Genomic DNA, 22669 nt, shown 5'->3' on the forward strand with positions numbered 1-22669 from the left:
CGTTTATAGCGAATCAGGTAATGAGAAAAGGCGGCCTGCTCAGCTGCCTTTTTTTTTGCCGATAGCAAAAGAGAGATGTGATGCCTTTACATATCGTTTGGCAAAATGTTGCGGATGGTGAAGAGTCCCTGCTCGCCGTGCCACTACTCAATGCGGAATTGATATTAACCATGGCCGGTGAAATCATTACGGATGCATCTTGGCACGTTGGCGGAGAGTTAACTAAGACTTTGTCACCACAGGCTGTTAGTGTGCAAAGTTATCTGTTAAACCCGATGCAAACCGAACTGCATGTTACCTTGCTAAGCCAGGGTAGCGTGTACGCTAATACGGTTTGGAGTGCGTTATTGGCTATTCCTGTCGGGCAAGTGGAAACATACTCGGGGTTGGCGGAAACGCTGGGTTCAGGACCTAGAGCAATAGCGGGGGCTTGCCGAAATAACCCTTATGCCGGGATTATCCCGTGTCATCGGGTGGTGGCAAAGCGTGGCATCGGCGGTTTTATGGGGCAGGGCGACGGCGAGTTTGTGGCGCTTAAACACCGTTTACTCGAGTACGAGCGTGGTTTGGGATTGGACAGGGAATGAATTCGGCGCAGACCATAGAGGCATTCTTAAACGCATTGTGGTTGGAATTTGGATTAAGCGACAATACGCTATCGGCTTACGGCAGCGATCTTAAATTGTTTGCGAAGTGGCTGAAGGATAAGGATATAACCGCTGTTGACGACACGACGATCAAAAGTTTTTTGGCTAACAGACAGCAACAAGGTATAACCAGCCGTTCGTCGGCCAGAATTGTCTCTTGTTTGCGGCGCTTTTACGGTTATTTGCTGCGCGAAGGTAAGATTAATATCGATCCTACCCAATTAATAGACTCGCCACAGCTTGGCCGCACGTTGCCGGATTCATTGTCAGAAACCGACGTCGAATTGTTGTTAAATGCTCCGGAAGTTACCGACAAGTTGGGTTTTAGAGATAGAACGATGCTTGAAATGCTTTACGCCACAGGGCTGAGGGTGTCCGAGTTAGTCGAACTCAAGTTTAGCCAAATTAATTTTCGGCAAGGTTGTGTGCGCATCGTCGGCAAAGGCGACAAGGAACGCCTGGTGCCGGTTGGTGAAGAAGCCATGGATTGGGCCGAACGTTATCTGAATACTGCCAGACAAGCAATCCTGGGGAATAGGCAAAGCGACTATTTGTTTGTTACCACCCGGGGCACTTCTATGACCAGACAGGCTTTTTGGCACATTATCAAACGCTATGCTGTGCGGGCAGGTATCGATAAACATTTGTCGCCGCATACGCTACGTCATGCGTTTGCCACGCATTTATTGAATCATGGCGCTGACCTTAGAGTGGTTCAGCTACTGCTCGGCCACTCGGATTTATCCACTACCCAAATTTATACGCATATTGCCCAACAGCGTTTGAAAGTATTACATACCCAACATCATCCAAGAGGCTAACCATGACTGCATCGATTCATCCCACCGCTTTTATCGAAACCGGCGCCATGCTTGGAGAAAACGTCAGCGTTGGCCCGTTTGCGGTGATAGAGGCGGGTGCGGTAATTGGCGCGAATAGTCGAATAGGTGCGCATGCCGTAGTGCATGCGCATGTCAAAATGGGCGACGGTAATGTGTTACACCCGCACGCTGTGCTAGGCGGCTTACCTCAAGATTTGGGGTTTGATGCGCAAACCGAGTCGTGGTTAGAGATTGGGGACAATAACGTGTTTCGAGAAGGATTTACCGCCCATAGGGCTACAGTAGCTGGCAGCGCTACCAGGATCGGTTCAGGTTGCTATTTCATGAACAACAGCCACGTTGCCCATGATTGCGCGGTTGGTGACAAAACGATTTTTGCCAATAATGTGGCGATTGGCGGTCATGTAGAGGTGGGGCATAACGTGTTTATGGGCGGGGCGGTAGTTGTGCATCAATTTTGCCGGATCGGCGCTTACGCCATCGTGCAAGGCACAACGGGGATTAACATGGATGTGATTCCGTTTATGCTGATAGGCGGCCGGCCCGCGAAACATTATCGGCTCAACATAGTGGGCTTACGGCGAGCCGGTATAGTAGGTGAGAATTACAAAGTGCTTTCCGCCGCGTTCAGATTGTTGAAAAATAAAAAAAGCCTCGAAGAATTGCAATCTACCGAAGAGCTGCAATACTTAAGGCGTTGGCTGGCGGTCGATTCCAAGCGTGGATTACACGGATTTATCGATGTTACCAACTGAATTCAATAGTCAGGGGCAATGCCGTAGGAATTTAACAAATTAGTTCCGGAGGTCAAAGTGGCAAGCCAGTCAGCTAACAGACAGCAAGATTTATCATGAAAATACAAGTAATCGATAACATCGACCAAATCCAGCCACTGATGTTGATGGCGGAAGCGGATGTTGCGTTTTATTCGGATGAGATCCAAGCTCTTAATGCTGCCGAACAGCTCCAACCCAACATCATTTTGCTGAATTTTGCGTTGCGCGGTAGCCAAACGCCCGACTATACCAACTTGTTATTGGCGGCCAGTCCGACCAGTAATATCGTGATCATCGGCGATGACTTGCATGAAGAGCAAATTCTGCACTGCGTGTTGGCCGGCGCCAAGGGCTATCAGAATAGTCAGTCGCTGGCGGCCTATATCAACAGAATGATCCACGCAGTCGCTACCGGCGAGGCTTGGTTGAGCCGTAAGATCGTTGCTTATCTTCTGGATGCCATCCACCGGAATTATTCGCTGCAAGCGAGCAGCTAAAAGTGTAAACCAGCCTCGAAATAAAAAGTTTGTCCGGCGATGGGCTGATTATAAGGGTAACTGGACGTAGCCGGTTCCTTGCCATGGCTATCGAACAGGTTCCGAGCGGATGCAGTCAGATCCAGATATCCCATCAGTTTTTTAGCATTTAAAGTTAGGTCGACCGTTTCATAATCTTTTAAAACTCGCGTATCTTCCGGGCTGCTAAGGCGGTGACCTATCCAGTTAATTTGGGTTTGAATCTGCCATTTCGGCATAAAATTCCAGGCGAGTGCGGTGTAAACATGATGCTCGGGGACATTGCTAACCCGGGTGTGCGTCGCTTCGCTGCGGGCAAATTGCCAAGCGTAGTTACCGCGTAGATTCCAATCTGCGTGAAATTTCCAATCCCATTCAAACTCGCTGCCATAGCCGTCTTGACCTGACGTGTTACGCTCGGTTAGCGTGCCGGCGCCGGAAATCGGGCCGCTAATCAAATCGCGGATCTCATAATGGTACAAATTCAACGCGGTTCTCAGATTCTTCGTTGGACGATAATCGAATGCCAGTTCGGTAGTTGAGATGGTTTCCGGGCTCAAAGCCGGGTTACCAAGGAAAAGCGGACTGTTTTGCTGATATTGTTCTACGAAGCTTGGCGCTCTGTAAGCTTGTCCATAGAGCAATTTAGCAGTCAACTCAGAATTGATGTTCCAGACCAACGCAGCGCGGGGGTTCAATGTGCCGCCAAAGTCGGAATAGTGGTCAAATCGCAAACCGGTGGTCAGGTGCCAGTCCTTGGCAAATTGCCATTCGTCTTGTATCGCCGCGGACCAGATGTCGCGATGATGGTCGTCAATGAATGTGAGAGGGGTTCCAGTTAAGTCTTGTAAACCGCCAGCAACATTGATGGCGGGAAATGCCGATAGCCCGGACCCGTTGATAACACCTACGCCGTAATTGCGCGCTTCCTGGGTGTTCATCTCCTCATAGCGGAAGCCGGCGATCATGCGGATTAAATGATCGGAAAAGCCTTTGTAAATACTGGTTAACTCAAAACTGGGTACAGTATTTTTAAAACCGGCGACAAAGCGCAGCCCCTCCGGAAATAGCACCAAGCCTCGGGTCGCCGCCAGTTGATCGGTGACGTTGCTGTCCGCGCCAATCGGTAAAATTGAGCCGGCCGGAAACCCGTAAATATTGGCGGATACATCGCTATGTAAAAAGCTGGCGTGTGCTTGTAGTTCCCAGTTCTCCAAATCATCCTCAGTGGAATAACGCACATCCGCCAAGTAATTGCTGCCATCGCCCTTGCCCTTGTTATCCAGCGCGCCATAAGCGCCGGAACGAAACCCGTAATCGCTTTCGTTAAAAGCCCAAAATCCCAAATCCCAATGTTTGCGCTGTAAGCTGAGATGACCGTTCCAGCGTTCGTTTTGGGTTTGCATGGGGCCGGGAGCGAGCGATATATTCGTTCCCAACGCTTGGTCGACTTGGGTTTGCGCGTCGGCAGCGATGATTCGCTCGGGATCGACCCCGTTATGACTATATTGCAGGCTACCTGCCACATCCCAGCCTTGCCATTTACCGCCGTATTGACCCCAAGCGCTTTTCGTATCGGCATTGCCGCCGCGTGCGCCGACCGTGACGCCATCAATATCCGCGGCCTTTTTGGTGACAATATTAATCACCCCCGCGAAGGCGTCCGCCCCGTATAGCGCTGAGCCCGGCCCGCGAATCACCTCGACACGTTGAATATTTTCGACGGGAATAATCATTCCCGCCATATGCGTACCCTGATAGGGCACGGAGAAACGTGTGCCGTTGAGCATGAGCAAGACTTCGGCATTGGTTTCATTGCGCATGCCGCGCATCGTGTAACTATAGTCGTTAGTCACCGGTTGGATCGTAACATGCATGCCAGGTACGGTTTCCAGCACCTCGTGCAGATCGGTAGCGCCCATCGTGGCAATTTGCTCGGCGGTGATAACGGTGGTCACTGCTGCCGATTGCGATACCGATTTGGCGGTACCCGAGGCAATACTCACTGAAATATTGGCTAATTCCGCTGGCGATAAATCCAGAAAATCGTTGACGGTTTGGTCGGCATAGGCCTGCTGACCGATGAGACTAAGGACTAGAGAGTGTTTGAAAAGCCGTTTCTTCACTGTTTTCAGCATAGGATTTCTCATAATTCCCGCAGAGGTGCCGGTTTGGCAATGCCGTAGCCTTGTGCGTAATTCACTCCCAAGGTTTGTAGTAGATCGAAAATACTCTGGTTTTCCACAAATTCGGCGATGGTTTTTTTGCCCATTACATGGGCGACCTCATTGATCGCTTTAACCATAGTCAAATCCACCCGATCATCCAGTATGTCTTTTACAAACAGCCCGTCTATCTTTAAATAATCGACCGGTAGGTTCTTTAGGTAAGCGAAAGACGATAGGCCACTGCCAAAATCATCCAGGGAGAACGAGCAGCCTTTTTGGCGCAGCGAATCGATAAATTGCCGGGCATAGGAAAGATTGCTGATAGCCGCTGTTTCGGTGATTTCGAAACAAATCTTGTGGGTGGGTATCTGCCATTTGCGGAATTGCTCGTCGATAAAGCCCAGCATGGCTTGGTCCGACAGCGACAAACCGGACAGATTGACCGAGCACATTTCCAGACGGTCCAGAAAGCCTGGTGTCGTTGCCAAGTGCTCGAACAAACGGGAGATCACCCAACGATCTAAAGGCGAAGCCATATTGTAGCGTTCCGCAGCAGGTAAAAAGGCGCCGGGCGGAATCACCTTGTCTTGATCGTCTCGGTAGCGGATTAAGGTCTCGAAATGCAGGCCACCACGATTAGCGGCTATGGGTACGATCAGTTGGCCGAACAGCTGGAAGCGGTCTCGCTCGATTCCCAGGCGGATTTTTTCCACCCATTGCATTTCGCCTTGGCGCAGCGTGAGTTCTTCGTCGTCCGGACTGAATATATGTACTCGGTTGCGGCCTTTTTCCTTGGCAGCGTAACAGGCGGCATCGGCTTCTTTCAATACATCAACAGCATTGCCGCAAGCGCGATTGATGGGGGCGATACCAATGCTTACGCCGATATTGAAACTGCGATTTTCCCAGGCAAATTGGAAGTCGCATACCGCATTACGTAATTTTTCGCCGGTGATGATGGCTTGTTCCAGAGAACAATACGACATCAGGATGCCAAACTCGTCGCCGCCCAGTCTAGCCAATATGTCCATTCTGCGCACTTGTTGGCGCAGTACTTCGCCGAGCTGCCGTAGTAGCTCGTCGCCGGCCAGATGGCCGCAGGTATCGTTGACGATTTTGAATTGATCCAGATCCAAATAACACAGAACGTGATGGCTGTCGTTGGCTTGCGCTTCCAACACCAAGTTTTGAATATGGATGTCGAATTGGCGGCGGTTGACTAGGCCGGTCAATTCGTCGTGGCTGGCCTGATAAGCGATTTTTTCCGAGAGGCGTCGGGTTTCGGTAATGTCTTCGCAAACCAGCAACAGGTGAGAACGATTGTTTTCGTCCTTCACCAGTCGCGCCGTTTCCCTGGCCCAGATGATGTTGCCGTTGCGGCAGATGATGCGGCTTTCCAGCTTATGTACTTGTTCGGGATGATTACGGCAGATTTGGAAGAACTGGTTGCAGTTGCCTATATCTTCGGGATGGGCGAAGTTGAAAATAGAGCAGCCTTGCAGTTCCTCAACGCTCAAACCCAGCTGGCGGGCGCCGAAGCGGTTTACCGAGATGATTTGCCCCTGCATATCCAGGTTAAACACCATGGTCGGGTTGTTGTCGTACAAGGCCTGGAAGTTATTTTTGACACTAATCAAGGCTTTGTTTTGAATCTCCACGGTATCCAGCATACCGTTGAACGCATCGACCAAAATGCCCATTTCATCATTGCTGTGCTTGGCTGCGCGCAAGGAATAGTCGTGTTCCTGGCTGACTTTCTGCGCGGTTTTAGCCAGTTGCGCGATGGGTTTCGCCACCCGGTTTAATAAGGGGGCAGTCAGCAAAAAGGTAATCGATAACGCCACAAACAATACAATCAGCACCACACCTATAAATTGCAGTTCTCGCCAGAATGCTGCACTGAGGTCGGAGGATAGAAAAATTCCGCCGACAATTTCGTCATCCAGGCGCATGGGCTGATAAACATAAAGGTTGAGTTTATCGAAATAATTACGCAAGCCATGCGATACGATCGGGCAGGTGGCGGATTGCTTGTCCAGCGAGGTGAACAGCTGACCTCTTTTGGTGTAAACGCACGCGCTGCGCAAATCAGGGAGATTATTCAAGGACACCAAGTTTTCCTTGGCCAAATTGGCGTCGTCGAACATCACTGCGGCCACACTTCGGTTGGCGATCAGGCTGGCTACGGCGATTAAGTCGCTTTGGGCCTTGCGCTTTACTTCGGTGACGTTCACCGTTACCAAAATCACCAAGGCCAACAGCATGGAAAATAGGCTGGAGGTGATGGCGATGCTGAACAATTTGCCTTTGATGGATAGCCGCGAGAAGAATCTACTCATGCTCGCCCCCCTCCACCAGCGTGGCAACTTCGATGAGTTTGGCGCTGACGTTAAAACCGCTTTGCTTCAATGCTTTGAGGTTAAGGTGCAGTTTGACTTTGCCGTCGTCGAGTGCAAAGCCGATCATGCCGCCGGATTCGGCAAAAAACGGCTCACTACTGACCGTCAGTGATTTTTTCAGCGATCCGACCAGTAATACACCGGGTAAAGCAAGGTCCGCCCGCTGTTCGGGATTGTCGAAATAGACGATGTCGCAATCTTTCGCCTGTTTGGGCGCATCGAATTTGAACAAGCGAATGGGTTTTTCCTGAACGGTCTTGCTCTCCAGCGGGCTCAGCAGACTCCCGAAAGGGTCGTGGCCGATGATACAGATATTAAAGGTGGGGCTGGCTTTTTCCGGCCAAGTGATGAATTTGGTGAAGTTATAGAGATAGGCAGCCTTGACCTTATATTCCAGGTTCAGTTCGTCTGCCGACGATGACTGACTGACAACGCAACATAGGATTACCCACTTTACGAGCTCAAAAGCGCGCCGCAACGACAATGCGTCATCAGTGGAAAAGACGGAAACCAAGGTTATTCCCTACCGGATAAAATCATCAGGCAAGGATAGTTGAAAAATTATCGGTTGCTGAAAAATCCCCGCAAGGCCCGAATCATATAGGCATGGTCGAGTACGCCGGCACTCTCGCGAATGCTGTGCATGGCCCACATAGGGGAGCCGACATCGACACTGCGGATGCCTAATTTCGCCGATGCTATCGGGCCTATCGTACTGCCGCAAGGTAGGTCGCCGTGATGCGCGTATTTTTGATAAGGCACGCCGGCTTGCTGGCAAATGCGGATGAAAGTAGCCTCTGAAATGCATTCGGAGGCATAACGATGGTTAACATTTACCTTGATGACCGGCCCATGGTTGACGATAACTTTGTGGCCGGGTTCGTAGGCGCCGGGAAAGTTGGGTTGATAGGCATGCGCCATATCCGCGCTAACCATAAAACTATTAGCTAGCGAACGCCGGTAGTCGTCCGGGTTACTGCCTACCGCATTGGCGATACGCTCAAGCACATCCGGCAGGAAACTGCCGGCCGCGCCTTTGCAGCTTTCGCTGCCTATTTCCTCGTGATCGAAAAACGCACAGACCAACGTGCTGTCGGTATCCAGTGTCGGTACATCCAGCAAAGCCGTCAGTCCGGCATGGCAAGACGCCAAATTATCCAATTGGCTATCGGCATAAAACAGCTGCCCGTCACCCCACAGAGTGCCTTTTTGGGTGTCGTAGGCATTGAGCTCCCAACTTAAAATTCGCTCGGCGGCAATGTTGCCGGCTTGTTCCAGCAATTGCCGAAACCGGTCGGCCGGTAATTGTTGCTCGACACTGGCCGAGAAAATGAGTGGCAACTCACTTTGTTTTTTTAGCTTCAGGCCGTCTTCGTTGACGCCGCGGTTCATATGAATCGCCAGATTCGGCAGACGCAGTAACGGTTCTTCGAAGCACAGCAGCCGGCTGGCAATGTTGCCGTTTTTATCCAGGTAGGCAATACGGCCGGCCAGACTCAGATCACGATCAGTAAACGTAGCGAGAATCGGGCCACCGTATACTTCCACGGCCAGCCGCAGCAATTTGTCCGAGTCGATCAGCGGCTGCGGTTTGACGCGCAGCCCCGGCGAATCGGTATGGGCGCCGAGTATTTTGAAGCCGGTTTCCGCCAAAGCTTGTTTGCCGATGACAAATGCGGCGATCGAAGAATCGTCTCTGATCACATAATAACGCCCGCCGCTAACCAATGACCATGTGTTGCTTTCTTGGATGCGTTGGAACTGATGCGCCTGCAAGCGTTCTTCTATGCTGGCAACCGCATGCCAAGGGCTGGGGCTGGCGTCGATGAAGTCCAGCAAATCTTGCACTTGTTGCTGAGCGGAGATCATGATTTTTCCAGTGTCAGCGCCACGGAATTAATGCAATAGCGCAGGCCTGTTGGTTGCGGTCCGTCTTCGAATACATGGCCAAGGTGAGCGCCACAGGATTGGCAGGTCACTTCAATTCGCCGCATGCCGTGGCTGTTATCGGGGTGCTGATCCAGGCTTTCCGAGCTCAGCGGGTTCCAAAAGCTGGGCCAGCCGCAGCCGGAATGGAATTTATGTTCAGAAGTAAACAGGGCGTGACCGCAGCAGACACAGCGGTACACGCCGGCTTCGTCGCAATCGGTATATTTGCCGGTAAAGGGCGGCTCGGTACCTTTTTCCCGGCAGACATGATATTGCTCGGGAGTTAGCTTCTCGCGCCAGGCTTGTTCAGTATCGTGTTTCTCGGTCATGGTAGTGTTCCGCATGCTGTGATTAATGGGCATTGTACCCAGTCTACCTCGGCATCAAAAGCAATCAAAAGCCGGGAATATTTCAGTTCATTGCATCAGGGGGGCCTAATGTTCTTGAGCCGTAAGGTTTTGAAGCATATAACACCACTATAAAAATAATAAATACGCAGAGTGTGTTCATCTAAACAGCAGCGAGGAGAAGGTCATGGCAAGAATTGTAGTGTTGGGTGCGGGGATCGGCGGTGTGCCGATGGCTTACGAAATGAAGGAAACAGTGGGGAATGCGCATGAAGTCGTGGTGATTTCCGATTCGCCGACTTTCCACTTTGTGCCGTCCAACCCCTGGGTGCCGCCGAAATGGCGCAAACCGGAGGATTTGAAAATCGAGCTGGCGCCGGTGATGGCGAAAAAAGGCATCAATTTCATTCAAAAGGCCGCGACCAAAGTCGATCCGGCCAACAACAAAATTGATCTGGCGGATGGCACTTCGGTTGAATACGACTATCTGATTATCGCCACCGGTCCACGCCTAGCCTTCGATGAAGTACCGGGCCTGGGGCCGCACGGTGGGCATACCTCGTCGGTCTGCCATGTCGATCATGCTGCATTGGCTGCCGAGGATTGGGACAAGTTTATGGCCGATCCCGGTCCAATTGTGGTTGGCGCGGTGCAAGGAGCGTCCTGTTTCGGCCCGGCTTACGAATATCTGATGATTCTGGAAACCGAACTGCGTAAACGCAAAATCCGCGACAAAGTGCCGATGACTTTTGTCACCTCCGAGCCATATATCGGCCACCTGGGCCTCGGTGGGGTCGGCGACACCAAAGGCTTGCTGGAAAGCGCGCTGCGCGACAAGACCATCAAATGGATCACCAACGCCAAAGTGGATCGCATCGAAGCCGGCATGATGTTTGTTACCGAAGTGGATGAAGACGGTAACGACAAGAAAAAACATGAAGTGCCGTTCAAGCATTCCATGATGCTGCCGGCTTTTACCGGCGTAGATGCGTTGCGCCATTGCGGCGCGGAAGGTTTGACCAATCCCCGCGGTTTCGTGATCGTCGATCAACATCAACGTAATCCCACCTACAAAAACATTTACTCGGTCGGGGTCTGCATCGCCTTGCCGCCGGTGGAGAAAACCCCGGTGCCGACCGGTACCCCGAAAACCGGTTACATGATCGAATCCATGGTGACGGCTACCGCCCACAACATCCGCGACGAACTGGCCGGCAAACAGCCGTCGGACATGCCGAGTTTAAGCGCTTTGTGCCTGGCGGACTTGGGCGACACCGGCGTGGCGTTCTTGGCCGTGCCGCAAATTCCGCCGCGTAACACAACCTGGTCAAACCACGGCAAATGGGTGCATCTGGCCAAAATCGGTTTTGAGAAATACTTCATGCGCAAGATTAAAAACGGCATCAGCGAACCATTTTATGAACGCATGATCTTGAAATTCCTCGGCGTGGTGCGTTTGAAATAGCAGGCTATATCTCTATTGATCGTCTGGTAATGGCGTTTGCCGGCTCGTTTATTCTGATTAGTCTGGCGCTGGCCCACTGGCATTCGCCGAATGGGCTGTGGTTTACCGCGTTTGTGGGGGCTAATTTAGTGCAAGCGTCGTTCGGCGGTTTTCTGTTCGGCCTAATCAAACTTAGTTCTCGCACAGGGCATAGCGGTCTACTTTAAATAGGCCGCCACTGTTCGCGACTCCCAACCCCCTTCCGGCAATTCACCCGGTGGGTTGACCAGCCAATCCCAGCTGGCCAGCTGATTGGCATTTTGAAGATAGGCACTCAAAACGGGCCGGTAATCGGTTCGATCAAGGAAGCCGGCGCGGCTATGGCGTTGATCCGCAATTTCCGTGATCAGACAAACCGGCGTTTGCCAGCTATCCAGCCAATATAGGTGGGCAAGCATCAAGGCCTGGCCGAAAGCTTCCAATTGTCGTGGCTCGGCGGAGGTATTTGCCAACCAGTCCAGCGGAAGCAAAGGCAATTGTGTCAGGCAATTGACCGACGCGACCCAACGCGGTTTGACCGCTAACTTGGGCGCTATCGGATTCTGCACCAACGCTGCTGGCGGGATTTGCCAACCAGTCCAGCGGAAGCAGAGGCAATTGTGTCAGGCAATTGACCGACGCGACCCAACGCGGTTTGACCGCTAACTCGGGCGCTATAGGATTCCGCACCAACGCTGCTGGCGGGATTTGCCGATGCTGAGCCAGCCAGTCCACGATGCCGGTGGCGTCATGCGGATGACAAAACACCCGGTTTGACCAATATTTGGCAAGGCGTCGGCTTGGGTAAGTAAAGGCGATGTCCAACAACACTAACTGATCGAAATGCTGCAATAACTCGGCGATGGGTAGATCGTGTGCGCTGCCACCGCCGATAATCAGGGCGGCGCCACCCGTATCGCCTAGCAATTGTGCGGCACTCAGCAAAGCCTGCTGAGTGGCTTGGATATGCGGTCGCCAAGCTTGGCGACAGCGGCGGTGCCGGACTTGCAAAGCGGCCATTTCCCGAGCGTAACCCAATAAGCGCGCTTCGCGGCTGGCGGTGCGCACGCCCAAATAATGCCAAAACTCTTCCAGCATTAGCTGTGTTGCGTTACAGGTAGTTTAAGGGATAGCGCAGCCACTATTCGTCCAAGCGATGCCCGCAATACTTGCAATGCGCTGCGTCGAAATCGTGGCTGGCGGCGCCGCAATTTCGGCAAGCGCGGTTATCCAGATTTTGGTTTTTGCGGGTGTTGAGCAATTCGGCGCTATAGATGCCGGTCGGCACGGCGATAATGCCGTAGCCCATGATCATAATGGTAGAAGCGATCATCTGCCCGAACGGTGTTTTCGGCGCGATGTCACCATACCCGACCGTGGTGATGGTGACAATGGCCCAGTACACGGCTTTGGGAATACTGGTAAAGCCAGCGGTCGGACCTTCGACGACATACATCAAGGTGCCGAACACCACGACCAGGGTCAGCACCGCGTATAAGAACACGGTGATTTTTCGTACGCTATTAACCAAAGCCACCACCAGAATGTCGGCTTCTTCCAGATATTCGGAAAGTTTTAGCACCCGGAAAATCCGTAATAGCCGCAAAATCCGCAAAGTCAGCATGTATTCCGCGCCGGGTAGCAGCAAACCCAGATAAGCCGGCAGTATCGACAACAAATCAACAATCCCGAAAAAGCTGCGGGCATACAGCCAAGGGCGACGTACGCATATCAAACGCAGCGCGTATTCCAACGTAAACAAACCGGTAAACAGCCATTCCGCCCAGAACAGCGCCGTCGCGTAACGTTGTTGAAAATCGGCCACGCTGTCCAGCATCACTACCACGATGCTCAGCAAAATCGCCACGATCAAGGCGATATCGAAGCGCCGCCCGGCGGCGGTTTCCGAACCAAACACAATTTGGTTCAGCGCCTCGCGCCACGCGGAAAGTGTCGTGCCTTGATTGTAGCGGTGCTGGCGTTTGGGCTTAGCGGTCATGGTTCTCGATGGTGAACGGTAGGGGAGTGCTGCTTGGCGGGCAAAGTATAAATCCGGTCCCGGCGGTCGGGCTAACTCAGACAATATTTTGTTTGGCGCCAGCGGTCGATTGTCGGGTTTGCTACAAATGAGCTTGGCTCAAAGCATAGAAAATTCAAGCGTTTATAAGTTGGCACAACCGTTGCAAAAGCATTATTAAAAACGTGAGGTTGTGTTATGAAATCGACCAAAGATATTGCGGAACTGCTGGACGAACCGGCTTGCGAGCATAACAAGAAGGAAAAGTCCGGCTGCGCCAAACCCAAACCCGGTTCGGCGGCGGGCGGTTGTGCCTTCGATGGTGCACAGATTGCACTATTACCGATCGCCGACGTCGCCCATATTGTTCACGGTCCTATCGCCTGTGCCGGCAGCTCCTGGGACAACCGCGGTACCCGTTCTTCCGGTTCGGAACTCTACCGAATCGGTATGACTACCGATCTGACCGAGCAAGACGTGGTGATGGGGCGTAGCGAAAAACGCCTGTTTCATGCGATTAAACAAGCCATCGAAACCTACAATCCGCCGGCGGTGTTTATCTACAACACTTGCGTACCGGCTCTGGTGGGCGACGATATCAATGCCACCTGCAAATCCGCCGCCGAACGCTGGGGCGTGCCGGTCGTACCTATTGATTGCGCCGGCTTCTACGGCACCAAAAACCTGGGTAACCGCATCGCCGGCGACGCAATGGTCAATCACGTGATCGGCACCCGCGATCCTGATCCGTTGCCGCCCGGCACCGAGCGCCCCGGTATCAAGGTACATGACGTGAATCTGGTGGGCGAATACAACATCGCCGGCGAGTTTTGGCACGTGCTACCGCTGCTGGACGAAATGGGCTTGCGGGTATTGTGTACCTTGTCCGGCGACGCGCGTTTCCGGGAAGTGCAAACCATGCATAAAGCCGAAGTCAACATGATGGTGTGCTCTAAGGCCATGGTCAACGTCGCTCGCAAGTTGCAACAAAGCTACGGCACGCCCTGGTTCGAAGGCAGCTTTTACGGCATCACCGATACCAGCCAAGCCTTGCGCGATTTCGCCCGAGTCATCAACGATCCTGATTTAATTGAACGTACCGAAGCCATCATTGCCCGCGAGGAAAACCGTATCCGCGAAGCGCTAGCGCCCTGGCGAGAACGGCTAAAAGGCAAACGGGTATTGTTGTTTACCGGCGGCGTGAAAAGCTGGTCGGTGATCTCGGCACTGCAGGATTTGGGTATGGTGGTGGTGGCCACCGGTACCAAGAAATCTACCGAAGAAGACAAAGCGCGGATTCGCGAACTGATGGGCGAAGACACGCTGATGATCGAAGACGGCAGCCCGAAAGCCTTGTTAAAAGTCGTTGCCGACTACAAAGCCGACATTCTGATCGCCGGCGGCCGGAACATGTACACCGCTTTGAAAGCGCGCATTCCATTCTTGGACATCAATCAAGAGCGCGAGTTCGGTTACGAAGGTTATCAAGGCATGCTGGAACTGGTCCGGCAATTGGCTTTGACTTTGGAAAGCCCGGTTTGGGAAGCTGTGCGGGCGACACCGCCCTGGCGCACCGGAGGCCTGAAAAAATCGGCCACTATCGAGGCGCCAGCAGAGCCTTTAGCGGCTCAGGCGGCATAGCATGGCCGACATCGTCAAACGCAATAAAGCCCTGTCGGTCAATCCGCTAAAGGCCAGTCAACCTACCGGCGGTTCCTTGGCCTGCCTGGGTTTTGACCGGGCGATTCCGATGCTGCACGGCTCGCAAGGTTGCACGGCGTTTGCCAAGGTGTTTTTCGTGCGGCATTTCCGAGAGCCGATTCCGCTGCAAACCACTGCCATGGATCAAGCCAGCTCCGTGTTGGGTGCCGACGAAAATGTCATCGAAGGCATCAAAGCGATTGCCGAAAAATCCAACCCGGCTCTGATTGCGGTACTGACCACCGGTTTGGCGGAAACTCAAGGCTGTGACGTGCACCGTAATGTCCGCGAGTTTCGCGACCGTTATCCGGAATATGCCCACGTGGCGGTGGTCGCGGTGAACACGCCCGATTTCACCGGTTGTGTGGAAACCGGCTATGCGGCGACGATTTACGAAATTATCAAAGCTCTGGTGCCGGACGCGGAAACCGCAGGGACCAAGCCGGGCAATCGTCAGCGCCAGGTCAATTGTCTGGTCAGCCCCATGTTGACGCCCGGCGATCTGGAAGCTTTGCGCGATTTGATCGAACAATTCAATTTACGCCCGGTGCTGGTGCCGGACTTGTCCGATTCGCTGGACGGCAGCTTGACAGACGACGATTTTTCGCCAGTCACCATCGGCGGTACGCCAGTTTCGGAGTTGGCGACTTTGGGTGAAGCTAAAGCAAGCTTAATTATCGGCGCCTCTCTGCGTAAATCCGGCGAACTGTTGCAGGAAAAAACCGGTGTCCCCAGTTTCTATTTTGACCATCTTTATGGCTTGCAGGCTAACGACGCTTTGATCACGACGCTGGCCGACATCAGCGAAATGCCGGTGCCGCAAAAGATCGAACGGCAGCGCGCGCAATTGCAAGACGCCATGCTCGATACTCACTTCATGCTCGGCCAACTGCGGGTGGCTATCGCTGCTGATCCAGATCAACTCAACGCCTTGATTCATCTGGTACAAGGCATGGGTGCGGAAGTGGTGACCGCGATTTGTGCCGGAAATACACCAGTGCTGGCGACGGCACCGGTGGACAGCATCAAGATCGGCGACCTGGAAGATTTGGAAGTTATGGCTAAAGAACGCAAGGCGCAATTGCTGATCGGTAACTCGCACGCTGTGGCTAGTGCCGAACGGCTGGGCATACCGATTCTGCGTATCGGTTTTCCGTTGTACGACATCATCGGCGGTTATCAGAAAACCTGGATAGGCTATCGCGGCACTCGGCAAACCTTGTTTGATTTAGCCAATTTGGTGATCAACTTTGCCCACGAGGAGATCGAGCCTTACTACTCGCCGTATGCGCAAAAACCCGAATCCGAACGTCAAGCGTGCTCGCCGTCATGTCATTAGCCCGCCGCATGCACGTTTTGCATACCCACGAACAGAGGATGCCTATGGAAACCGCTATTAAAGTCGCATTTGCCACTACCGACATGGTGCATGTGGATCAGCATTTTGGCTCAGCCAAATCGTTTGCTGTCTACGCAGTGGATCCGGAGCAGTCCGAATTCATGGAAGCCGCGCAATTTGGTGAACTCGCACAGGATGGTAACGAAGACAAGTTGTCGGTGAAGATTCAGTTGCTGGAAGGCTGCGCGGCCGTGTATTGCCTGGCCATTGGTGCCTCGGCAGTGAAACAAATCGTCGCGCAAGGCATTCAGCCGGTCAAAGTCCACGAAGGCAGCACCGTCAAGGATCTGATCGCGGATTTGCAAGCCGAAATGAAAGCTGGGCCATCCAGTTGGCTGGCCAAAGCAATCAACCAACACAAAGGCCCCAATCCGGAGCGGTTTAACGCGATGGAAGAGGAGGGGTGGGATGAATGATTTTGTCGCGGCTACTTAACGGCCGGATTTTTGTGTCGCTGACGCAACGACTGATTTTAATGTCGGTTCGCGGACCGACAACCGCGATACTTTTCTTTGCTTGTCCAAAGAAAAGTATCCAAAAGAAACGACACCCGAAATGCCGCTTTGGCCCTGCGCGCCGAAGCGTTTATCGAGGGTCGGCAGAAGGGGCTTCCCAGCCCCTCCGCCGACGTGCGGCATCCTTGCCGCACCCCTTCGGGCAATTCTCGATAAACGCTTCGGTGCTCGGCGCGGCATACGGGGTTTAGCGCCTAGCGCGATTAAAAGTATTCAAATTGATTAAACACTAAATTAGGAGAACCACCATGGCCCAACCCGCATTAGTCGTCGAAGCTGGCGACCCCTATATGACCTCGGAAATCGTCGTCGAAATGGTCAAACAACTGCGCGCTCTCGATACCTACGATACCTATGAGGGCTGGTCGGAGGAAAAGATTATTGATCCCTTGGTAATGACCAAAGAACGCAAGCGCGAGATACCGATTATCGGCGACCCGGATGAAATTACCTTGGCGCGCGTCAAAGCCTATTACAACTCCATTGCGTCGTTGATCGAAAAGAAAGGCGGCTTGATGGCCGTGCCGGTGATCAACATCACCCACGAAGGTTTCGGCCGGGCTTTGGTATTGGTCGGTAAATTGATCGTGGTGGATAAAGTCTTGCGCGATGTGCACCGTTTCGGTTTCCCCAGCCTGGAAGATTTGGCGGCCAAAACCGATGCAACCATTGAGAAAGCGCTGGGTTTGATCACAACCTATAGAGAAGTAGCCGAAGCTTGAGGTGTGCGATGAGCGACGAAGAACTGAAAGTATTGGAAAAAGACGTGAAGAAAGCCAAGCGTATTGCTAGCGAGGCGGCCTCGGTATTGCACGATTTGATCGAAGACAGATTGCCGGATGCCTATGGTGAGCTGATGGGTATTGCGCAAGCCACTTACGACGCCTGCAAAGCCTGGGATGATGCCAACAAGAAGTTCTTGGCTGCCAGCAAAGAAACGGCCTAGGAGACGATCATGAGCGAATTTGTAACCGGCGTGACCTTTGGCGGCACCGTCTGGACACCGTCCTATGTTACCGACATTAATCAGCGTACTTGTATCGGGTGCGGCCGTTGTTTCAAGGTTTGTCCGCGCGACGTATTTGATTTGGTCGAAAAAGACGAAGCCTTATCAGCCGAAGATTTTGGCGACGATTACGGCGACTTTGAGGACGATGACGATAACAGCATGGTGATGAGCCTGAAAAATGCTGCCGACTGCATTGGTTGCGAGGCGTGCTCCAAGGTTTGTCCTAAGGATTGTTTTACGCATCAGCATAAGGCGGCGGCTTAGTTTGTGTCGCTGGCGCGACGGCCTTTTTAATGTCGGTTCTCGGACCGACAACCGAGTGACTTTTCTTTGCTTGGCCAAAGAAAAGTCACCAAAAGAAAGGCCACCCCGATGCCGCTTTGATCCTGCGCGCCGCAGCGTTTATCGAGGGTCGGCAGAAGGGGCTTCCCAGCCCCTCCGCCGACGCACCGCATCCCTGCGGTGCCCCTTCGGGCAATTCTCGATAAACGCTCCGGTGCTCGGCGCGGCATAGGGGGGGGAACACCGTCTCTGTGTAGCTGGATTGGATTGCTGTTCTCGAATTGAAAGATTGTTTTCCAGGGGAAGGGTGTGGTCCCGTATTTCGACCCCGAGCATCGCAGTTTTTTGCGGGATTAGCCCGGAGGGGAGCGGCAGGGATGCCGCTCGTTGGCGAAGGGGCAGGAAGCCCCTTTCGCCAACCCCCGTAAAAAAACGAGAAGCACAGGATCAGGGCGAAATCCGGGTGTCTTTTCTTTTGGATACTTTTCTTTGGACAAGCAAAGAAAAGTATCCCGCTTGTCGGTGCGGGAACCGACATTAAATACTTCGTCGCGATAGCGACACCTCTAAAGCGAACTAAATAAGGATACTCATTATGCCTCGTCCCGATAAACACGTATTCGTCTGCACTCAAGCCCGTCCGCAAGGCCATCCGCGCGGCTCCTGTACCGCCAGTGGTTGTGCCGAGGTGATGAACGAGTTCATGAATCAAATTCAGGCTCGCAACCTGTTCGAGAAAATCGGCCTGACCAACACCGGTTGCATGGGCCCTTGCATGCTGGGACCCAGCGTGTTGGTCTATCCGGAAGGTGTGATGTACGGCAAAGTTACCAAAGATGATGTCAAAACCATCATCGATCAGCATCTGTTGGGTGGCGAGCCGGTCGCCGCGTTGGTTGCGCCCGCCGAGGTCTGGTAATCCATGAGTCAGCTCGGCTTTTTTGAAGAACGGGTGTTATTCAGTCCGGATGTGCCGGAAGAGGTGAATAAACTGTTGCAGATGGCGGTAGCGGCCAGTCATGCGGACAAGCCCTTGGCGGAAAAGTATTTCAGACAGGCGCAAGCCTTGGATGCTACTTGTCTGCAAACTTATTTTGCTTTGTATAAATTCTATTTTTATCAAGGCCGTCTGCTGGAAGCCGAGCTTGAAGTGATGGCGGCACTAAACGAAGCGGCTCGGCAGGGCGGTTTTCCAGCCGACTATCGGCAACTGGGCCGGGAATTGGCGCAGTGGGATATGTACGCCAGCGAAGTCGCGCTGTTTTATCTCTACAGTTTAAAAGCGCTAGCCTTTATCAAACTGCGGCGGCAATTGGATGCGGAAGCCCAGTCCATACTGGTGTTGATGCGCGCGCTTGATCCGGAAGACCGTTCCGGCGCCTCGGTGATTATGGATTTGGCCGACGCCGTGCTGGAGGATGCCGCATGACCAGCGAACGGGTTGCCGAGCAGGTCTCGGCGCGGCGGGCTTTCGGCGAGACAGTCTGTCAACGCATTATAGAAAATATCGTCAAGTTGGGCTTTCCGTTACAAACCGAACTCAGTTTGCCGAAATTCGATAGTGCCGAGTTCAGTTTAGTCACCGACCCGTTTACCCAAACCCAGGATCTGGTGGGTTATTGGTACAATGCCGGTAAGCAGCGCATCGGTCAGATTAAATTTCATGGCGACGGCAGTTTTTATGCCGAATACGATGTTGTGCAGCCGCACCCGACCAAAAAACAATGGTTCGTCGAGGCCATTAATGCTTGGGGCCAGCAAGACAACATCAAAACCGAAGCAAAATTGCTAGACATCCCGCAATAAGGGGGGGCAATGGCTAACCCAAAACGTTTGTACGAACTGCTGCTGGACTATTGCAGTAGCGATGCCGTGGTGGACAATCTGATGATCGGTTTGGTCTGGACTGTGTGCCAAAGTCAGGGCCGGGCGACCGCCGGCTTGGCGATGAGTCCGGGGCAGAACACGCGCACCTTGCCGTGGTCGGGCACCTTGGTGGGCAAACCGGTGACGGATTTAGCCGCCTGGATTACCGAATGGGAACCGTATAAAGCCACGGTTGCCATGGCAGCCATCAACAGTTGCATCAATGCTCGGCCTTTACCGGATTCGCTGGTGTTGGACAGTCACGACGAACACGCCAATCTGGCGGTGTTCGAACATTTCTTGCCGCAGCTGAATGGCAAAAACGTGGTGGTGATCGGCCGTTATCCGGGCATCGAACGCTATCAAGACAAAATGCATTTAACCATTTTGGAGCGACAACCGTCTGCCGCCGATCTGCCGGATTCCGCGTGCGAGTTTTTATTGCCGCAAGCCGACTGGGTGTTTTTGACCGCCAGCAGTATTCCGAATAAAACTTTTCCGCGCTTGGTGGAGCTATCCTGTCACGCCAAAACCGTGTTGATGGGCCCCACCGTACCGTGGCTGCCGCAGTTGCATGAGTTTGGCATCGATTATCTGGCCGGGGTGGAAGTTGTTGATCAAGCAGCCTTGTATCACACCGCCGCGCAGGGCGGTGGCGTGCGGATCTTTAATAACGGCTTACGCTACCGCGTGGCGGAACTGGCCCCGCAAAGCAGTATTAGCTGGTTGAAGCAGCAAATCGCCGATTGTTTTAACGAAAGAACCCAGCTTACCGAAGCGATGGAGCAATGGTATCGCGACGGCAATAAGGCGCGCTTCCCGCATTACTCATTGTTGGACCAAATCAACAGCCGGCTGTCGCGCTTGGATAGCAGCTTTAAATCGCTGTGGGACAATTGTGCGCCTGGCTAAGCAATGAACAACGCAGTGCCGGAGGCGTTCGATAGCCACCGATTGTTATTGATGTACAAAGGCGATATTAGCGCCTTGACCTTGTTTGCCCAGCAGGCCGGCGGCAGCGTGTGCTTTCCGCAGTCCTTGCCGCCGCTGTCGGTTGCCTTCGATGAGGACGCGACGGTAAACGACGGAAAAATCACCGTGCATCCGGCAACGCTGGTTAACGCCATCAATCGTCTGCTGGGGTTTGATAACGACTTACTCTATGCCGAAGCGGGTTTTAAGGAATACGTCGATACCCCAAAAGGCACCGTCACGGTGTATATGGCGCGTTTCAAGCTGCTCGATCCGCCGCACCGCTTGATGCAGTCCTTGGGTTGCCACATGCGCACTTTGCCGGAGTTACGTGGTCGCCCACCTGCCGAGATGGAATTGCTACGCCGGGCTTACACCAAAATGATGGAGGGCTAACATGTTCGATATGATGGATTTTGGCATGGGCGAATTTACGGGCGATAACGGCTCACAGTCACCTGCGCCCAACGGTCCGTATATCCCGGAAGCCAGCGAATGCATGCGCTGCGGCATGTGTGTCAGCAGCTGCCCGACTTTTCGCTTGTTCGAAATCGACGCCGAAACGCCCCGGCAACGCATCCGCACCATCAGCAAAATCTTGGTGGAGGATGTACCCATCAGCGCTGAAGAGCGCGCCCATTTGGATAGTTGTCTGCAATGCCGCGCTTGCGAAACCGCCTGTCCCAGCCGGATGCGTTACGGCGCCTTGTTCGATCAAGCCCGAGCGAAATTGCAGAAAGCGGCGGTCCGCCCTTGGTTAGCCAAGTTGGCGATGTACTTTATCGAACATAAACGCCGGCGGCGGATGTTGTTGCCCATGCTGTCGTTATATTTACGTTCCGGTTTACGAAAACCGCTGCGAGCCAGCGGCTTGCTGCGCAAATTAAAATTAGATACCGCCGAAAGTTTGCTGAACGAGCCGGCCCTAGGCAGTTTGGCCGGGATTTATCCGGTCGGCAGGCGGCAGCGGCAGCGCGGACGAGTAGCCTTATTTACCGGTTGCCTGGCCGAACATTTTGACCGCGCCACGCAACGGGCTGCAATCAAGCTACTCAATACCATAGGCTATGAAGTGGTGGTGCCGGAAGGCCAAGGCTGCTGCGGCGCCATTCATCAGCACAACGGCTGTTCCGCGCAAGCCTTGAAAGAGAAAAATATCGAAGCGTTTTACCAATTGGAAGTGGACGCGGTGATCTACGTGGCCAGTGGCTGCGGCGCGATGTTGAGCGAGTACGAAGGCGATAATAGCGAAACCGCCGGTTGGTTTGCCAAGCGCCTGCAGGACATCAACGAATTTTTATTGGAACATTGGCCGAAGAACTTGGAGCCTGCTGCGTCCAATATGAATGTGGCGGTGCACGAGCCGTGCAGCCAGCGCAATGTGTTGAAAAACGGTCGTGCCGTTCACGATCTGCTGCGGAAAATCCCCGGTTTAAATATCGAAGCCCTGCCGGATAATCAACTCTGCTGCGGTGCCGGCGGCAGTTACATGCTCAGCCACCCGGACAACGCCCAGCAACTGCGCAATGCCAAACGCCAGGCCATCGAAGGTTCCGGCGCCGATGTCGTGGTTAGTAGCAATTTCAGCTGCGCGTTTTACCTCAATGCTGATCGCGCCGAAACCGCGCGCAAGCTAGTGCATCCGATACGCTTGTTGGCGGACAGGGTGTAGGTTTACCACTTCATACCTTGGCTTCATAGCCAATCTTGGCACTGAAGAGTAGCCAACCGCCTAGCGGATACTGCTCAGGTTGCAGTTTGCTAGGCGGGCTGGATCACTGGTAAAGTGGCTGCGCAACCTC

The 22669-nt window shown here is 53.2% G+C and carries 26 protein-coding genes; 18 read left to right on the forward strand and 8 right to left on the reverse strand.

From position 1 onward, the window contains the following. The first annotated feature begins 80 nt into the window (after nt 1-80). From JWZ98_RS04275 to JWZ98_RS04290, 4 genes are all read left to right on the forward strand, one after another. Nucleotides 81-587, forward strand: a complete 507-nt coding sequence (locus JWZ98_RS04275) for an MGMT family protein (RefSeq protein ID WP_205453395.1) — start codon at nt 81-83, stop codon at nt 585-587. Further along, nucleotides 584-1468: a site-specific tyrosine recombinase XerD gene (gene xerD / locus JWZ98_RS04280; RefSeq protein ID WP_205453396.1), complete on the forward strand. Its 885-nt coding sequence runs from the start codon at nt 584-586 to the stop codon at nt 1466-1468. Before JWZ98_RS04275 ends, xerD begins: the two co-directional genes overlap by 4 nt. A 2-nt stretch (nt 1469-1470) precedes the next feature. After that, nucleotides 1471-2244 carry an acyl-ACP--UDP-N-acetylglucosamine O-acyltransferase gene (gene lpxA / locus JWZ98_RS04285; protein ID WP_205453397.1) on the forward strand — a complete coding sequence of 258 codons (774 nt, stop codon included), beginning with the start codon at nt 1471-1473 and terminating at the stop codon, nt 2242-2244. Nucleotides 2245-2339: 95 nt separating this feature from the next. Beyond that, complete coding sequence (locus tag JWZ98_RS04290; RefSeq protein WP_205453398.1) at nt 2340-2762, forward strand: response regulator transcription factor; 423 nt, start codon at nt 2340-2342, stop codon at nt 2760-2762. On the opposite strand, the gene JWZ98_RS04295 is transcribed toward JWZ98_RS04290, so the two are convergent. The 5 genes from JWZ98_RS04295 to msrB are packed head-to-tail and all read right to left on the reverse strand — an operon-like array spanning nt 2759 to nt 9605. After that, nucleotides 2759-4918, reverse strand: coding sequence for a TonB-dependent receptor (locus tag JWZ98_RS04295; RefSeq protein ID WP_033157166.1), 2160 nt, complete (start codon nt 4916-4918; stop codon nt 2759-2761). The genes JWZ98_RS04290 and JWZ98_RS04295 overlap by 4 nt on opposite strands. A gap of 8 nt (nt 4919-4926) precedes the next feature. After that, nucleotides 4927-7287: an EAL domain-containing protein gene (locus JWZ98_RS04300; protein ID WP_101051785.1), complete on the reverse strand. Its 2361-nt coding sequence runs from the start codon at nt 7285-7287 to the stop codon at nt 4927-4929. Beyond that, a complete protein-coding gene (locus tag JWZ98_RS04305) occupies nt 7280-7861 on the reverse strand; it encodes a YfiR family protein (protein ID WP_205453399.1) in 582 nt (193 codons plus the stop codon). Before JWZ98_RS04305 ends, JWZ98_RS04300 begins: the two co-directional genes overlap by 8 nt. A gap of 47 nt (nt 7862-7908) precedes the next feature. Continuing rightward, nucleotides 7909-9216 (reverse strand): M18 family aminopeptidase, encoded by a 1308-nt coding sequence (locus JWZ98_RS04310; protein WP_205453400.1) that lies wholly within the window; start codon nt 9214-9216, stop codon nt 7909-7911. Then, nucleotides 9213-9605: a peptide-methionine (R)-S-oxide reductase MsrB gene (msrB, locus tag JWZ98_RS04315; protein ID WP_205453401.1), complete on the reverse strand. Its 393-nt coding sequence runs from the start codon at nt 9603-9605 to the stop codon at nt 9213-9215. The genes JWZ98_RS04310 and msrB overlap by 4 nt, the downstream gene beginning before the upstream one ends. Before the next feature lie 205 nt (nt 9606-9810). Here msrB and JWZ98_RS04320 point away from each other — a divergent pair, with 205 nt between their 5' ends. Both JWZ98_RS04320 and JWZ98_RS04325 read left to right on the forward strand, forming a co-directional pair. Further along, on the forward strand, nt 9811-11088 hold the full coding sequence (locus tag JWZ98_RS04320; protein WP_205453402.1) for an FAD/NAD(P)-binding oxidoreductase: 1278 nt from the start codon (nt 9811-9813) through the stop codon (nt 11086-11088). A gap of 23 nt (nt 11089-11111) precedes the next feature. Next, entirely contained in the window at nt 11112-11294 is a 183-nt protein-coding gene (locus tag JWZ98_RS04325) for a hypothetical protein (protein WP_275899215.1), read from the forward strand. Here JWZ98_RS04325 and JWZ98_RS04330 read toward each other — a convergent pair. The 3 genes from JWZ98_RS04330 to JWZ98_RS04340 are packed head-to-tail and all read right to left on the reverse strand — an operon-like array spanning nt 11286 to nt 13105. Further along, nucleotides 11286-11525 (reverse strand): hypothetical protein, encoded by a 240-nt coding sequence (locus JWZ98_RS04330; protein WP_205453403.1) that lies wholly within the window; start codon nt 11523-11525, stop codon nt 11286-11288. The genes JWZ98_RS04325 and JWZ98_RS04330 overlap by 9 nt on opposite strands. After that, on the reverse strand, nt 11497-12204 hold the full coding sequence (locus JWZ98_RS04335) for a hypothetical protein (RefSeq protein WP_205453404.1): 708 nt from the start codon (nt 12202-12204) through the stop codon (nt 11497-11499). The genes JWZ98_RS04330 and JWZ98_RS04335 overlap by 29 nt, the downstream gene beginning before the upstream one ends. A 43-nt stretch (nt 12205-12247) precedes the next feature. After that, nucleotides 12248-13105 carry an ion transporter gene (locus JWZ98_RS04340; protein ID WP_205453405.1) on the reverse strand — a complete coding sequence of 286 codons (858 nt, stop codon included), beginning with the start codon at nt 13103-13105 and terminating at the stop codon, nt 12248-12250. A 216-nt stretch (nt 13106-13321) separates the two neighbouring features. Between JWZ98_RS04340 and nifE the strand changes: the two genes are divergently transcribed. From nifE to JWZ98_RS04400, 12 genes are all read left to right on the forward strand, one after another. Then, on the forward strand, nt 13322-14764 hold the full coding sequence (gene nifE, locus JWZ98_RS04345) for a nitrogenase iron-molybdenum cofactor biosynthesis protein NifE (protein ID WP_033157159.1): 1443 nt from the start codon (nt 13322-13324) through the stop codon (nt 14762-14764). A gap of 1 nt (nt 14765) precedes the next feature. Further along, complete coding sequence (nifN, locus tag JWZ98_RS04350) at nt 14766-16163, forward strand: nitrogenase iron-molybdenum cofactor biosynthesis protein NifN (protein ID WP_033157158.1); 1398 nt, start codon at nt 14766-14768, stop codon at nt 16161-16163. After that, nucleotides 16154-16639, forward strand: a complete 486-nt coding sequence (gene nifX, locus JWZ98_RS04355; protein ID WP_240348210.1) for a nitrogen fixation protein NifX — start codon at nt 16154-16156, stop codon at nt 16637-16639. Before nifN ends, nifX begins: the two co-directional genes overlap by 10 nt. 347 nt (nt 16640-16986) lie before the next feature. After that, complete coding sequence (locus JWZ98_RS04360; RefSeq protein WP_205453406.1) at nt 16987-17460, forward strand: NifX-associated nitrogen fixation protein; 474 nt, start codon at nt 16987-16989, stop codon at nt 17458-17460. An 8-nt stretch (nt 17461-17468) separates the two neighbouring features. Further along, nucleotides 17469-17684: a CCE_0567 family metalloprotein gene (locus JWZ98_RS04365; RefSeq protein ID WP_020484884.1), complete on the forward strand. Its 216-nt coding sequence runs from the start codon at nt 17469-17471 to the stop codon at nt 17682-17684. Between the two features lie 9 nt (nt 17685-17693). After that, entirely contained in the window at nt 17694-18011 is a 318-nt protein-coding gene (gene fdxB / locus JWZ98_RS04370; RefSeq protein WP_171696455.1) for a ferredoxin III, nif-specific, read from the forward strand. Nucleotides 18012-18624: 613 nt separating this feature from the next. Continuing rightward, nucleotides 18625-18948, forward strand: a complete 324-nt coding sequence (locus JWZ98_RS04375; RefSeq protein ID WP_020484886.1) for a (2Fe-2S) ferredoxin domain-containing protein — start codon at nt 18625-18627, stop codon at nt 18946-18948. Between the two features lie 3 nt (nt 18949-18951). Then, on the forward strand, nt 18952-19458 hold the full coding sequence (locus JWZ98_RS04380; protein ID WP_205453407.1) for a hypothetical protein: 507 nt from the start codon (nt 18952-18954) through the stop codon (nt 19456-19458). Beyond that, nucleotides 19455-19835 carry a hypothetical protein gene (locus JWZ98_RS04385; RefSeq protein WP_205453408.1) on the forward strand — a complete coding sequence of 127 codons (381 nt, stop codon included), beginning with the start codon at nt 19455-19457 and terminating at the stop codon, nt 19833-19835. The genes JWZ98_RS04380 and JWZ98_RS04385 overlap by 4 nt, the downstream gene beginning before the upstream one ends. 9 nt (nt 19836-19844) lie before the next feature. Then, the gene (locus JWZ98_RS04390) at nt 19845-20807 is read left to right on the forward strand and encodes a DUF364 domain-containing protein (RefSeq protein WP_205453409.1); all 963 of its coding nucleotides are present in this window, start codon (nt 19845-19847) and stop codon (nt 20805-20807) included. 3 nt (nt 20808-20810) lie between these two features. Then, nucleotides 20811-21263, forward strand: a complete 453-nt coding sequence (locus tag JWZ98_RS04395; RefSeq protein WP_205453410.1) for a hypothetical protein — start codon at nt 20811-20813, stop codon at nt 21261-21263. A 1-nt stretch (nt 21264) separates the two neighbouring features. Further along, entirely contained in the window at nt 21265-22539 is a 1275-nt protein-coding gene (locus tag JWZ98_RS04400) for a (Fe-S)-binding protein (RefSeq protein WP_205453411.1), read from the forward strand. Nucleotides 22540-22669: the final 130 nt, after the last annotated feature.

It is taken from the genome of Methylomonas sp. EFPC1 (genome assembly GCF_016925515.1).
Taxonomy (GTDB): Bacteria; Pseudomonadota; Gammaproteobacteria; order Methylococcales; family Methylomonadaceae; genus Methylomonas; species Methylomonas defluvii.

Coding starts and splice junctions, on each gene's coding strand:
- JWZ98_RS04275 (WP_205453395.1), top strand. CDS start 81: ATGCCTTTACATATCGTTTGGCAAAATGTTGCGGATGGTGAAGAGTCC.
- xerD (WP_205453396.1), top strand. CDS start 584: ATGAATTCGGCGCAGACCATAGAGGCATTCTTAAACGCATTGTGGTTG.
- lpxA (WP_205453397.1), top strand. CDS start 1,471: ATGACTGCATCGATTCATCCCACCGCTTTTATCGAAACCGGCGCCATG.
- JWZ98_RS04290 (WP_205453398.1), top strand. CDS start 2,340: ATGAAAATACAAGTAATCGATAACATCGACCAAATCCAGCCACTGATG.
- JWZ98_RS04295 (WP_033157166.1), bottom strand. CDS start 4,918: ATGCTGAAAACAGTGAAGAAACGGCTTTTCAAACACTCTCTAGTCCTT.
- JWZ98_RS04300 (WP_101051785.1), bottom strand. CDS start 7,287: ATGAGTAGATTCTTCTCGCGGCTATCCATCAAAGGCAAATTGTTCAGC.
- JWZ98_RS04310 (WP_205453400.1), bottom strand. CDS start 9,216: ATGATCTCCGCTCAGCAACAAGTGCAAGATTTGCTGGACTTCATCGAC.
- msrB (WP_205453401.1), bottom strand. CDS start 9,605: ATGACCGAGAAACACGATACTGAACAAGCCTGGCGCGAGAAGCTAACT.
- JWZ98_RS04320 (WP_205453402.1), top strand. CDS start 9,811: ATGGCAAGAATTGTAGTGTTGGGTGCGGGGATCGGCGGTGTGCCGATG.
- JWZ98_RS04330 (WP_205453403.1), bottom strand. CDS start 11,525: ATGCTTGCCCACCTATATTGGCTGGATAGCTGGCAAACGCCGGTTTGT.
- JWZ98_RS04335 (WP_205453404.1), bottom strand. CDS start 12,204: ATGCTGGAAGAGTTTTGGCATTATTTGGGCGTGCGCACCGCCAGCCGC.
- JWZ98_RS04340 (WP_205453405.1), bottom strand. CDS start 13,105: ATGACCGCTAAGCCCAAACGCCAGCACCGCTACAATCAAGGCACGACA.
- nifE (WP_033157159.1), top strand. CDS start 13,322: ATGAAATCGACCAAAGATATTGCGGAACTGCTGGACGAACCGGCTTGC.
- nifN (WP_033157158.1), top strand. CDS start 14,766: ATGGCCGACATCGTCAAACGCAATAAAGCCCTGTCGGTCAATCCGCTA.
- nifX (WP_240348210.1), top strand. CDS start 16,154: ATGTCATTAGCCCGCCGCATGCACGTTTTGCATACCCACGAACAGAGG.
- JWZ98_RS04360 (WP_205453406.1), top strand. CDS start 16,987: ATGGCCCAACCCGCATTAGTCGTCGAAGCTGGCGACCCCTATATGACC.
- JWZ98_RS04365 (WP_020484884.1), top strand. CDS start 17,469: ATGAGCGACGAAGAACTGAAAGTATTGGAAAAAGACGTGAAGAAAGCC.
- fdxB (WP_171696455.1), top strand. CDS start 17,694: ATGAGCGAATTTGTAACCGGCGTGACCTTTGGCGGCACCGTCTGGACA.
- JWZ98_RS04375 (WP_020484886.1), top strand. CDS start 18,625: ATGCCTCGTCCCGATAAACACGTATTCGTCTGCACTCAAGCCCGTCCG.
- JWZ98_RS04380 (WP_205453407.1), top strand. CDS start 18,952: ATGAGTCAGCTCGGCTTTTTTGAAGAACGGGTGTTATTCAGTCCGGAT.
- JWZ98_RS04385 (WP_205453408.1), top strand. CDS start 19,455: ATGACCAGCGAACGGGTTGCCGAGCAGGTCTCGGCGCGGCGGGCTTTC.
- JWZ98_RS04390 (WP_205453409.1), top strand. CDS start 19,845: ATGGCTAACCCAAAACGTTTGTACGAACTGCTGCTGGACTATTGCAGT.
- JWZ98_RS04395 (WP_205453410.1), top strand. CDS start 20,811: ATGAACAACGCAGTGCCGGAGGCGTTCGATAGCCACCGATTGTTATTG.
- JWZ98_RS04400 (WP_205453411.1), top strand. CDS start 21,265: ATGTTCGATATGATGGATTTTGGCATGGGCGAATTTACGGGCGATAAC.